This is a genomic window from Streptomyces sp. NBC_00322, from assembly GCF_036147535.1.
Taxonomy (GTDB): Bacteria; Actinomycetota; Actinomycetes; order Streptomycetales; family Streptomycetaceae; genus Streptomyces.
Map to the genome: position 1 here is coordinate 7,333,648 of NZ_CP108019.1, position 11,826 is coordinate 7,345,473.

At 69.4% G+C, this 11,826-nt stretch carries 11 protein-coding genes; all 11 read left to right on the forward strand.

Annotated elements, in window-relative coordinates:
* Window positions 1–165 precede the first annotated feature (165 nt).
* The 11 genes from pyrR to rpoZ all read left to right on the forward strand — a co-directional run bounded on the left by pyrR (window position 166) and on the right by rpoZ (window position 11,730).
* Window positions 166–744, forward strand: coding sequence for a bifunctional pyr operon transcriptional regulator/uracil phosphoribosyltransferase PyrR (pyrR, locus tag OG905_RS33560; protein ID WP_324982327.1), 579 nt, complete (start codon window positions 166–168; stop codon window positions 742–744).
* 141 nt (window positions 745–885) lie between these two features.
* On the forward strand, window positions 886–1,872 hold the full coding sequence (locus tag OG905_RS33565; RefSeq protein ID WP_328680111.1) for an aspartate carbamoyltransferase catalytic subunit: 987 nt from the start codon (window positions 886–888) through the stop codon (window positions 1,870–1,872).
* Between the two features lie 2 nt (window positions 1,873–1,874).
* Window positions 1,875–3,161 carry a dihydroorotase gene (locus OG905_RS33570; protein WP_328680112.1) on the forward strand — a complete coding sequence of 429 codons (1,287 nt, stop codon included), beginning with the start codon at window positions 1,875–1,877 and terminating at the stop codon, window positions 3,159–3,161.
* On the forward strand, window positions 3,158–3,778 hold the full coding sequence (locus OG905_RS33575; protein WP_328680114.1) for a PH-like domain-containing protein: 621 nt from the start codon (window positions 3,158–3,160) through the stop codon (window positions 3,776–3,778). The genes OG905_RS33570 and OG905_RS33575 overlap by 4 nt, the downstream gene beginning before the upstream one ends.
* Window positions 3,775–4,911 carry a glutamine-hydrolyzing carbamoyl-phosphate synthase small subunit gene (carA, locus tag OG905_RS33580; protein WP_328680115.1) on the forward strand — a complete coding sequence of 379 codons (1,137 nt, stop codon included), beginning with the start codon at window positions 3,775–3,777 and terminating at the stop codon, window positions 4,909–4,911. The genes OG905_RS33575 and carA overlap by 4 nt, the downstream gene beginning before the upstream one ends.
* Window positions 4,904–8,212 (forward strand): carbamoyl-phosphate synthase large subunit, encoded by a 3,309-nt coding sequence (gene carB / locus OG905_RS33585; RefSeq protein WP_328680116.1) that lies wholly within the window; start codon window positions 4,904–4,906, stop codon window positions 8,210–8,212. The genes carA and carB overlap by 8 nt, the downstream gene beginning before the upstream one ends.
* A 55-nt stretch (window positions 8,213–8,267) precedes the next feature.
* Window positions 8,268–9,377: a quinone-dependent dihydroorotate dehydrogenase gene (locus OG905_RS33590; protein ID WP_328680118.1), complete on the forward strand. Its 1,110-nt coding sequence runs from the start codon at window positions 8,268–8,270 to the stop codon at window positions 9,375–9,377.
* On the forward strand, window positions 9,374–10,213 hold the full coding sequence (pyrF, locus tag OG905_RS33595; protein ID WP_328680120.1) for an orotidine-5'-phosphate decarboxylase: 840 nt from the start codon (window positions 9,374–9,376) through the stop codon (window positions 10,211–10,213). The genes OG905_RS33590 and pyrF overlap by 4 nt, the downstream gene beginning before the upstream one ends.
* A 276-nt stretch (window positions 10,214–10,489) precedes the next feature.
* Window positions 10,490–10,813 (forward strand): integration host factor, encoded by a 324-nt coding sequence (locus OG905_RS33600; RefSeq protein WP_005319887.1) that lies wholly within the window; start codon window positions 10,490–10,492, stop codon window positions 10,811–10,813.
* Window positions 10,814–10,851: 38 nt separating this feature from the next.
* Window positions 10,852–11,415: a guanylate kinase gene (gene gmk, locus OG905_RS33605; protein ID WP_324989557.1), complete on the forward strand. Its 564-nt coding sequence runs from the start codon at window positions 10,852–10,854 to the stop codon at window positions 11,413–11,415.
* 42 nt (window positions 11,416–11,457) lie between these two features.
* The gene (gene rpoZ, locus OG905_RS33610) at window positions 11,458–11,730 is read left to right on the forward strand and encodes a DNA-directed RNA polymerase subunit omega (protein ID WP_005319902.1); all 273 of its coding nucleotides are present in this window, start codon (window positions 11,458–11,460) and stop codon (window positions 11,728–11,730) included.
* Window positions 11,731–11,826: the final 96 nt, after the last annotated feature.

Sequence of the window (11,826 nt, forward strand, 5' to 3'; positions counted from 1 at the left end):
GTGAGGTTACGCAGCGTTACTTGGATGCGTCAAGCCGAAAAGGTCCGTCCGGATCTCGCGCAGGGGCGGGACCCGGGGCGCGGCAAGGCCCTGGTAGCGTGGGGAGCGCAATTTCGACGTCCTTTAAGATCCGTCCCGTGAGGCGGAGAAGGAGGTCCGTTTCATATGGACACGCATGGCAGTTCCGATGCGGCACGCCCCGTTCTCGAGGCCCCCGACATCGCGCGGGTACTGACCCGCATCGCCCACGAGATCGTCGAACGCGCCAAGGGCGCCGACGACGTGGTGCTTCTCGGCATCCCGACCCGCGGTGTGTACCTCGCCCGCCGGCTCGCCGACAAGCTCGAAGAGATCACCGGACGCACGATCCCGGTCGGCTCGCTCGACATCACCATGTACCGCGACGACCTGCGGCTGCGGCCCGCCCGCGCGCTGGCCCGCACCGACATCCCCGGTGACGGCGTCGACGGCCGCCTGGTCGTCCTGGTCGACGACGTGCTCTTTTCCGGCCGCACCATCCGCGCCGCGCTCGACGCGCTCGGCGACATCGGCCGGCCCCGCGCGGTACAGCTCGCGGTCCTGGTCGACCGCGGCCACCGCGAACTCCCGATCCGCGCCGACTACGTCGGCAAGAACCTCCCCACGTCGCTGCGGGAGACGGTCAAGGTCCTGCTCTCCGAGGAGGACGGTCGCGACACCGTGCTGCTCGGTGTGCGAGAGACCGCCCCGGCCGGCGAGCAGTAGCACCCCTCCGTACGCCCACCAGTCCCGTACGGACGTGCCACCTGCGCGCCCGCATGCCGCTGAGCCTGTCCGGGACCGCACCCACCCGCGGCTCGGCCGCAGGCCCGGACCCACGACCTTCAGACAACGGAGCACACCCAGATGAAGCGCCACCTCATCTCGGCCGCCGACCTCACCCGCGACGACGCCGTGCTGATCCTCGACACCGCCGAGGAGATGGCCCGGGTCGCCGACCGGCCGATCAAGAAGCTGCCCACCTTGCGCGGCCGTACCGTCGTCAACCTCTTCTTCGAGGACTCGACGCGTACCCGGATCTCCTTCGAGGCCGCCGCCAAGCGCCTCTCCGCCGATGTCATCAACTTCTCCGCCAAGGGCTCGTCGGTCTCCAAGGGCGAGTCGCTCAAGGACACCGCGCTGACGCTGGAGGCGATGGGCGCGGACGCCGTCGTCATCCGGCACGGCGCCTCCGGAGCCCCCTACCGCCTGGCCACTTCCGGCTGGATCGACGGCGCCGTCGTGAACGCCGGCGACGGTACCCACGAGCACCCCACCCAGGCGCTGCTCGACGCCTTCACCATGCGCCGCCGCCTCGTCGGAGCGGACGCCGGGATCGGGCGTGGCCTCGACGGCCGCCGGATCACGATCGTCGGTGACATCCTGCACAGCCGCGTCGCCCGCTCCAACGTCCTGCTGCTGGGCACCCTCGGCGCCCAGGTCACCCTGGTCGCCCCGCCCACGCTGGTCCCCATCGGCGTCGAGAACTGGCCGTGCGAGGTGTCGTACGACCTCGACGAGGTGCTGCCGAAGTCCGACGCGGTGATGATGCTGCGTGTGCAGCGCGAGCGGATGAACGCCGCCTTCTTCCCCACCGAGCGCGAGTACTCGCGCCGCTACGGCCTGGACGGCGACCGCATGGCGCGGATGCCCGAGCACGCCATCGTGATGCACCCCGGACCGATGAACCGCGGCATGGAGATCACCGCCCAGGTCGCCGACTCCGACCGCTGCACGGCCGTCGAGCAGGTCGCCAACGGCGTCTCGACCCGGATGGCCGTCCTGTATCTGCTTCTGGGCGGCAACGAGCCCGCCGTCAGCCCCACCCACGCGCGCACCGAGGAGAACAAGTAACCATGAGCAAGATCCTTATTCGCGGCGCGAAGGTGCTCGGCGGCGAGGCCCAGGACGTCCTGATCGACGGCGAGACCATCGCCGCGGTCGGTATGGGCCTGCCGGCCGAGGGCGCGACGGTGATCGAGGCCGCTGGGCGGATCCTGCTGCCCGGACTCGTCGACCTGCACACCCATCTGCGCGAGCCCGGCCGCGAGGACTCCGAGACCGTCCTCACCGGCACCAAGGCTGCCGCCGTCGGCGGCTTCACCGCCGTCCACGCCATGGCCAACACCTTCCCGGTCGCCGACACGGCCGGTGTGGTCGAGCAGGTCTACCGCCTCGGCAAGGAGTCCGGCTACTGCGACGTGCAGCCTGTCGGCGCGGTCACGGTCGGCCTGGAGGGCAAGAAGCTCGCCGAGCTCGGTGCCATGCACGACTCGGCAGCGGGCGTGAAGGTCTTCTCGGACGACGGCAAGTGCGTCGACGACGCCGTGATCATGCGCCGCGCCCTGGAGTACGTGAAGGCCTTCGACGGTGTCGTCGCCCAGCACGCCCAGGAGCCCCGCCTCACCGAGGGTGCCCAGATGAACGAGGGCGTCGTCTCCGCCGAGCTCGGCCTCGGCGGCTGGCCGGCGGTCGCGGAGGAGTCGATCATCGCCCGCGATGTCCTCCTCGCCGCCCACGTGGGCTCCCGCGTCCACATCTGCCACCTCTCCACCGCGGGCTCGGTCGAGATCGTCCGCTGGGCCAAGTCCAAGGGCTGGAACGTCACCGCCGAGGTAACCCCGCACCACCTCCTCCTCACCGACGAGCTGGTGCGCACGTACAACCCCGTCTACAAGGTCAATCCGCCGCTGCGCACGGAGGCCGACGTCCTGGCCCTGCGCGAGGCCCTCGCCGACGGCACCATCGACTGCGTCGCCACCGACCACGCCCCGCACCCGCACGAGGACAAGGACTGCGAGTGGGCCGCGGCCGCCATGGGCATGGTGGGCTTGGAAACCGCCCTGTCCGTCGTCCAGCAGACGATGGTCGACACCGGCCTCATCGACTGGGCGGGCGTCGCCGACCGGATGAGTTTCCGCCCGGCCGCCATCGGCCGCCTGGAGGGCCACGGACGCCCCGTCTCGGCAGGTGAGCCCGCGAACCTCACGCTCGTCGATCCGGCATACCGTGGAGCCGTGGACCCCGCGGGCTTCGCCTCCCGCAGCCGCAACACCCCCTACGAGGGCCTTGAGCTGCCGGGACGCGTGACCCACACCTTCCTGCGGGGCAGGGCCACGGTCGTCGACGGGAAGCTCGCGTGACATCACTCATCGTCCTGGCCGCCGGGGAGAAGTCGGCGGAGGTGACCAACTGGGCCGGACGCGTCGGCTGGGTGGTCGGACTGCTGCTCTTCATCGCCCTCGTCTACTGGCTGATGCGCCAGGGGTGGAAGTGGCGCGGCAGCCTCCAGTCCGACCTTCCCGAGCTGCCTGCCCGCCCGTCTCCCACCACGACCCTCAACCGAGACGGCAAGCCGCCGTTGCCTGGAATGCCCGAGTCCCCGGGCGAGGCGACACTGAGCATGAGCGGTCGCTACCACGGCTCGACCACGGCCGGTCAGTGGCTGGACCGGATCGTGGCCCATGGTCTGGGCACCCGCAGCCGCGTCGAGCTCACGCTCACCGAGTCGGGACTGGACGTCGTACGCCCCGGGGCGCAGGACTTCTTCGTCCCCACGGCGGCCCTGCGCGAGGCACGGCTCGACAAGGCCATCGCGGGCAAGGTCCTCGCCGAGGGCGGACTGCTGATCGTCACCTGGGCGCACGGCGACAAGCTGATCGACTCCGGCTTCCGCTCCGACCACGCGGCCGAGCACGCCGCCTGGGTCGAGGCGATCAACAACCTGAACCAGAACAGCACGACGGAAGGCGCACGATGACGACCTCCACCCGGGGAGCCGCCAAGGTTCCCGCCGTACTCGTCCTGGAGGACGGCCGTACCTTCCGCGGCCGTGCCTACGGGGCCGTGGGGGAGACCTTCGGCGAGGCGGTGTTCAACACCGGCATGACCGGTTACCAGGAGACGCTCACCGACCCGTCCTACCACCGCCAGGTCGTCGTGATGACCGCCCCGCACGTCGGCAACACCGGCGTCAACGACGAGGACGACGAGTCCAAGCGGATCTGGGTCGCCGGCTATGTCGTACGCGACCCCGCGCGCGTGCCCTCCAACTGGCGCTCACGCCGCTCCCTCGACGACGAACTCGTCGCCCAGGGCGTCGTCGGCATCAGCGGCATCGACACCCGCGCGCTCACCCGCCACCTGCGCGAGCGCGGCGCCATGCGCGTCGGCATCTTCTCGGGCGCGGCGGTGATGGACGACGCCACGCTGCTCGGCAAGGTGCAGGCCTCCCCGCAGATGAAGGGCGCGAACCTGTCCGCCGAGGTGGCCACCACCGAGACGTACGTCGTCCCCGCGATTGGCACCAAGAAGTTCACCGTCGCCGCCATAGACCTCGGCATCAAGGGCATGACCCCGCAGCTGATGGCGGAGCGCGGCATCGAGGTGCACGTCCTGCCCGCCACGGCCACGGTCGAGCAGGTGTACGCGGTCAACCCTGACGGGGTGTTCCTCTCCAACGGCCCCGGCGACCCGGCCACCGCCGACCTGACCGTGGTCAAGGCCGTCCTGGAGCGCAAGACGCCCCTGTTCGGCATCTGCTTCGGCAACCAGCTCCTCGGCCGCTCCCTCGGCTTCGGCACGTACAAGCTGAAGTACGGCCACCGCGGCATCAACCAGCCCGTGCAGGACCGCTCGACCGGCAAGGTCGAGGTCACCGCGCACAACCACGGATTCGCCGTCGACGCGCCGCTCGACAAGGTCTCCGACACCCCCTACGGCCGCGCCGAGGTCTCCCACGTCTGCCTCAACGACAACGTGGTCGAAGGCCTCCAGCTGCTCGACCAGCCGGCCTTCAGCGTCCAGTACCACCCCGAGGCGGCCGCGGGCCCGCACGACGCCGCGTACCTGTTCGACCGCTTCGTAACCCTGATGGAGGGCCAGCGTGCCTAAGCGCTCCGATATCCAGTCCGTCCTGGTCATCGGCTCCGGCCCGATCGTCATCGGGCAGGCCGCCGAGTTCGACTACTCCGGCACCCAGGCCTGCCGCGTCCTCAAGTCCGAGGGCCTGCGTGTCATCCTGGTGAACTCCAACCCGGCGACGATCATGACCGACCCGGAGATCGCCGACGCCACGTACGTCGAGCCGATCACCCCCGAGTTCGTCGAGAAGATCATCGCCAAGGAGCGCCCCGACGCGCTGCTGCCCACTCTCGGCGGCCAGACCGCGCTGAACACCGCCATCTCCATGCACGAGCAGGGTGTGCTGGAGAAGTACGGCGTCGAGCTCATCGGCGCCAATGTCGAGGCGATCAACAAGGGCGAGGACCGCGACCTGTTCAAGGGCGTCGTCGAGGCCGTCAACGCCAAGATCGGCCACGGCGAGTCCGCGCGCTCGGTCATCTGCCACTCGATGGACGACGTCCTGGGGGGCGTCGACGAGCTCGGCGGCTACCCCGTGGTCGTACGGCCCTCCTTCACCATGGGCGGCGCCGGCTCCGGCTTCGCGCACAACGAGGACGAGCTGCGCCGCATCGCCGGCCAGGGCCTCACGCTCTCGCCGACGACCGAGGTGCTCCTGGAGGAGTCCATCCTCGGCTGGAAGGAGTACGAGCTGGAGCTGATGCGCGACAAGCACGACAACGTCGTGGTCGTCTGCTCCATCGAGAACTTCGACCCCATGGGCGTGCACACCGGTGACTCGATCACCGTCGCCCCGGCGATGACCCTGACGGACCGTGAGTACCAGCGGCTGCGCGACGTCGGTATCGCGATCATCCGCGAGGTCGGCGTGGACACCGGCGGCTGCAACATCCAGTTCGCGGTCAACCCCGACGACGGCCGGATCATCGTCATCGAGATGAACCCGCGCGTCTCGCGCTCCTCGGCGCTGGCCTCGAAGGCGACCGGCTTCCCGATCGCCAAGATCGCCGCCCGTCTCGCCGTCGGTTACACCCTCGACGAGATCCCCAACGACATCACCGAGAAGACCCCGGCGTCCTTCGAGCCCACGCTCGACTACGTCGTGGTCAAGGTGCCGCGATTCGCCTTCGAGAAGTTCCCGTCCGCCGACGCCACCCTCACCACCACCATGAAGTCGGTGGGCGAGGCCATGGCGATCGGCCGGAACTTCACCGAGGCGCTGAACAAGGCGCTGCGCTCGCTGGAGAAGAAGGGCAGCCAGTTCTCCTTCACCTCGGAGCCCGGCGACAAGGCGGAGCTGCTGGAGACCGCCCAGGTCCCCACCGACGGCCGGATCAACACCGTCATGCAGGCCATCCGCGCGGGCGCCACGCCCGAGGAGGTCTTCGAGGCCACCAAGATCGACCCGTGGTTCGTCGACCAGCTCTTCCTGATCAAGGAGCACGCCGACGAGCTCGCCGCCGCCGAGAAGCTCTACCCCGAGCTGCTCGGGGACGCCAAGCGCCACGGCTTCTCCGACGCCCAGATCGCCGAGATCCGCGGGCTGCGCGAGGACGTCGTACGCGAGGTCCGGCACGCGCTGGGCATCCGCCCGGTCTACAAGACGGTCGACACCTGCGCCGCCGAATTCGCCGCCAGGACCCCGTACTTCTACTCCTCGTACGACGAGGAGAGCGAGGTCGCGCCGCGCGAGAAGCCCGCCGTGATCATCCTCGGCTCGGGTCCGAACCGGATCGGTCAGGGCATCGAGTTCGACTACTCCTGTGTCCACGCCTCCTTCGCGCTGAGCGACGCGGGCTACGAGACCGTGATGGTCAACTGCAACCCCGAGACCGTCTCCACCGACTACGACACCTCCGACCGGCTCTACTTCGAACCGCTCACGCTGGAGGACGTCCTGGAGATCGTCCACGCCGAATCGCTGGCCGGGCCCATCGCCGGCGTCATCGTCCAGCTCGGCGGCCAGACCCCGCTGGGTCTCGCGCAGGCGCTCAAGGACAACGGCGTGCCCATCGTCGGCACCTCGCCCGAGGCCATCCACTCCGCCGAGGACCGCGGCGCCTTCGGCCAGGTGCTCGCCGAGGCCGGTCTCCCGGCCCCCAAGCACGGCACCGCGACCACCTTCGCCGGGGCCAAGGCCATCGCCGACGAGATCGGCTACCCCGTCCTCGTACGCCCGTCGTACGTGCTCGGCGGGCGCGGCATGGAGATCGTGTACGACGAGGCGCGCCTGGAGGCGTACATCGCCGAGTCCACCGAGATCAGCCCCACCCGTCCCGTCCTGGTCGACCGCTTCCTCGACGACGCGATCGAGATCGACGTGGACGCGCTCTACGACGGCACCGAGCTCTACCTCGGCGGTGTCATGGAGCACATCGAGGAGGCCGGTATCCACTCCGGCGACTCGGCGTGCGCGCTGCCTCCCATCACGCTCGGCGGCTTCGACATCAAGCGCCTGCGCGCCTCGACCGAGGCGATCGCCAAGGGTGTCGGCGTACGCGGCCTGATCAACATCCAGTTCGCGATGGCCGGCGACATCCTGTACGTCCTCGAAGCCAACCCCCGCGCCTCCCGGACCGTCCCCTTCACCTCGAAGGCGACCGCCGTACCGCTGGCGAAGGCCGCGGCCCGTATCTCGCTCGGCGCGACCATCGCCGAGCTGCGCGCGGAGGGCATGCTCCCGGCGAACGGTGACGGCGGCACCCTGCCGATGGACTCACCGATCTCCGTCAAGGAGGCCGTGATGCCGTGGTCGCGCTTCCGCGACATCCACGGTCGCGGTGTCGATACCGTCCTCGGCCCGGAGATGCGCTCCACCGGCGAGGTCATGGGCATCGACTCGGTCTTCGGCACGGCGTACGCCAAGTCGCAGGCGGGTGCGTACGGACCGCTGCCGACGAAGGGCCGCGCGTTCATCTCGGTCGCCAACCGCGACAAGCGCTCGATGATCTTCCCGGCGCGCGAGCTGGTGGCACACGGCTTCGAGCTGCTCGCCACGTCCGGCACGGCCGAGGTGCTCAAGCGCAACGGCATCAACGCCACGATCGTGCGCAAGCAGAGCGAGGGCCAGGGCCCGAACGGGGAGCGGACCATCGTCCAGCTCATCCACGACGGAGACGTCGACCTCATCGTCAACACCCCGTACGGAACGGGTGGCCGTCTCGACGGCTACGAGATCCGTACGGCAGCCGTGGCGCGCTCCGTGCCGTGCCTGACGACGGTCCAGGCGCTCGCCGCCGCCGTCCAGGGCATCGACGCGCTCAACCGCGGTGATGTGGGCGTGCGTTCACTCCAGGAACACGCAGAACACCTGACCGCGGCCCGCGACTAGCAAACGGCGAGGGGGACACCGGAAACGGTGTCCCCCTCTTCGTGAGGACACCAGCATGTACAAGTTCTTCTTCAACCTCGTCTTCAAGCGGATGGACCCGGAGCAGGCCCACTACCTGGCCTTCCGCTGGATCCGGCTCGCGGTCCGGGTCCCCGTGCTGCGTACGTTCGTCGCGGCCGTGCTCGCGCCCCGGTACTCGTCGCTGCGCACGGAGGCGTTCGGCCTGCGGATGCACGGCCCCTTCGGCCTCGCCGCCGGCTTCGACAAGAACGCCGTCGCCGTCGACGGCATGTCGATGCTCGGCTTCGACCACATCGAGATCGGCACGGTCACGGGGGAAGCTCAGCCCGGCAACCCCAAGAAGCGCCTCTTCCGCCTCGTTCCGGACCGCGCGCTGATCAACCGCATGGGCTTCAACAACGAGGGCTCCGCCGCCGTCGCCGAGCGGCTGCACGCACGCGTGCCGGTCTTCAAGACCGTCGTGGGCGTCAACATCGGCAAGACCAAGGTGGTCCCGGAGGACGACGCGGCCGCCGACTACGTGAAGTCGACCGAGCGGCTGGCTGCGTACGCCGACTACCTCGTCGTGAACGTCTCCTCGCCGAACACGCCCGGCCTGCGCAACCTCCAGGCCACCGAGTCGCTGCGCCCGCTGCTGACCGCCGTACGCGAGGCCGCCGACCGCACGGTCACCGACCGCCGCGTCCCCCTCCTGGTCAAGATCGCCCCCGATCTCGCCGACGAGGATGTCGACGCCGTCGCCGACCTGGCCCTGGAGCTCGGCCTGGACGGCATCATCGCCACCAACACGACCATCGCGCGCGAGGGCCTCGGCCTGAAGTCCGACCCGGCGCTGATCAAGGAGACCGGCGGCCTGTCCGGGGCACCGGTCAAACAACGCTCCCTGGAGGTCCTGAGGCGCCTCTACGCGCGCGTGGGCGACCGGATCACCCTGGTGGGCGTCGGCGGCGTCGAGAGCGCCGAGGACGCCTGGCAGCGCATCCTGGCGGGCGCCACGCTCGTCCAGGGCTACAGCGCCTTCATCTACGAGGGCCCTTTCTACGCCCGCGCGATCCACAAGGGCCTCGCGGCCCGGCTCGCGGCCTCCCCGTACGCAACCCTCGCCGACGCCGTCGGCGCCGAGACCCGGAAGGCGACCACGTGACCCTCGCACCCTTCGGCGCACGCCTGCGCCACGCCATGGACACCCGCGGCCCCCTCTGCGTCGGGATCGACCCGCACGCGTCCCTGCTGACCGCCTGGGGCCTCAGCGACGACATCGCGGGCCTGGAGCGCTTCACGCGTACGACGGTCGAGGCGCTTGCCGACCGGGTCGCCGTCCTCAAGCCGCAGTCGGCTTTCTTCGAGCGCTTCGGCTCGCGCGGCATCGCGGTACTGGAGAAGGCGGTCGAAGAGGCACGGGCCGCGGGCGCGCTGGTGCTCATGGACGCCAAGCGGGGCGACATCGGCTCGACGATGGGCGCGTACGCGGCGACCTACCTCGACAAGGACTCGCCGCTCTTCTCCGATGCGGTGACCCTCTCGCCGTATCTGGGCTTCGGCTCGCTGCGTCCGGCGCTGGACGCAGCGACGGTCTCGGGTGCGGGCGTCTTCGTCCTGGCCCTCACCTCGAATCCGGAGGGCGCGGAGGTACAGCGCTCCACGGCAGCGGACGGCCGGTCGCTGGCGCAGCTGATGCTCGACCACATGGCGGCGGAGAACGCGGGCGCCGAACCGATGGGGTCCGTGGGCGCGGTCGTCGGCGCGACGCTGGGCGACGCGGGGGTGAACCTCGACATCAACGGGCCGCTCCTGGCACCCGGAATCGGCGCCCAGGGCGCGACGCCCGCGGACCTTCCCGGAGTCTTCGGCCGGGCCGTCGGGAATGTCGTGCCGAGCGTCAGCCGGGGCGTCCTGCGGCACGGTCCGGACGTGGCGGCGCTGAGGGAGTCGGCGACGCGCTTCGCGGACGAGGTACGTGCGGCGGTCTCCGGCGTTTAGGCCCTGGCGGGGGCCTCGCACACGTCGCCGAAAATCCCTGCATCGACCACGTTGACGAAAACTTGGCTCAAAACCTGGACGATATGTCGGAAATGTCCTAGTCGGTCGATGCTGACCAGGACTTTTCGTCTGTTCTCGCTGACTGGAGCGGTCTTGGCCGCTAGTCTCCGTCGAAGAGCGAACGTGCACTGCGTTGCCCGTTGCTCGCCTGGTGAGGCGCGCCAAGGTTCCTCACCGGTCCGTATCCGACAGTTCGACATCCGAGGTGACGTAGGCGTGGCTCTTCCGCCCCTTACCCCTGAACAGCGCGCAGCCGCGCTCGAAAAGGCCGCCGCGGCTCGCCGGGAGCGGGCCGAGGTCAAGAATCGACTCAAGCACTCCGGCGCCTCGCTCCACGAGGTCATCAAGCAGGGTCAGGAGAACGACGTCATCGGCAAGATGAAGGTCTCCGCTCTCCTTGAGTCCCTGCCTGGCGTGGGCAAGGTCCGCGCCAAGCAGATCATGGAGCGGCTCGGCATCTCCGAGAGCCGTCGTGTGCGCGGTCTCGGCTCGAACCAGATCGCCTCCCTGGAGCGCGAGTTCGGCGGCGGCGCCGCCTGACGTTCTCGGGCACTCCCGGGAACCTGGATAATCGCTGCATGGCAGCAGAGGTACGTCCGCGGCTGACCGTGCTCTCCGGCCCCTCAGGGGTCGGCAAGAGCACGGTCGTCGCCCATATGCGCAAGGTCCACCCCGAGGTATGGCTCTCGGTGTCGGCCACCACAAGAAAGCCGCGCCCCGGCGAGCGCCACGGCGTTCAGTATTTCTTCGTCACCGACGAGGAATTCGACAAGCTGATCGCCAATGGCGAGCTGCTGGAATGGGCAGAGTTCGCGGGCAATCGCTACGGCACGCCGCGCCGTGCGGTCCTCGAACGCCTGGAGGCGGGCGAGCCGGTGCTGCTCGAGATCGATCTCCAGGGTGCGCGGCAGGTCAAGGAATCCATGCCGGATTCGCAACTGGTCTTCCTGGCCCCGCCGAGCTGGGAGGAACTGGTCCGTCGGCTCACCGGCCGCGGAACCGAGTCCGCCGAGGTCATCGAACGCCGGCTGGCGGTCGCGAAGGTGGAGCTGGCCGCCGAGTCGGAGTTCGATGTCACCCTGGTCAATACCTCCGTCGAGGACGTGGCTCGTGAGCTGCTAGCCTTGATGGCAGTTGTTTGATCTTTGTCCGATCATTGTGCAAGTTCTTCGGAAGGCTAGAGAGTGTCCTCTTCCATCACTGCGCCCGAGGGCATCATCAACCCGCCGATCGACGAGCTGCTCGAGGCCACCGACTCGAAGTACAGCCTTGTGATCTACGCGGCCAAGCGCGCGCGCCAGATCAATGCGTACTACTCGCAGCTCGGCGAGGGTCTCCTTGAGTACGTCGGTCCGCTGGTGGACACCCACGTCCACGAGAAGCCGCTCTCGATTGCCCTGCGTGAGATCAACGCGGGTCTGCTGACCTCGGAGGCCATTGAGGGCCCGGCTCAGTAGCGTTCAACGCTTTTCACCACAGGCCCGGCGGTACATCCGCCGGGCCTGTGGTCTGTTCGGGGCCCTCCGGGGGGTCGTCCCCCCGGAGTGATGCAG

Excerpts from the sequence above, each read along its gene's own strand:
- pyrR (WP_324982327.1), top strand. The coding sequence starts at position 166 with ATGGACACGCATGGCAGTTCCGATGCGGCACGCCCCGTTCTCGAGGCC.
- OG905_RS33565 (WP_328680111.1), top strand. The coding sequence starts at position 886 with ATGAAGCGCCACCTCATCTCGGCCGCCGACCTCACCCGCGACGACGCC.
- OG905_RS33570 (WP_328680112.1), top strand. The coding sequence starts at position 1,875 with ATGAGCAAGATCCTTATTCGCGGCGCGAAGGTGCTCGGCGGCGAGGCC.
- carA (WP_328680115.1), top strand. The coding sequence starts at position 3,775 with ATGACGACCTCCACCCGGGGAGCCGCCAAGGTTCCCGCCGTACTCGTC.
- OG905_RS33590 (WP_328680118.1), top strand. The coding sequence starts at position 8,268 with ATGTACAAGTTCTTCTTCAACCTCGTCTTCAAGCGGATGGACCCGGAG.
- gmk (WP_324989557.1), top strand. The coding sequence starts at position 10,852 with ATGGCAGCAGAGGTACGTCCGCGGCTGACCGTGCTCTCCGGCCCCTCA.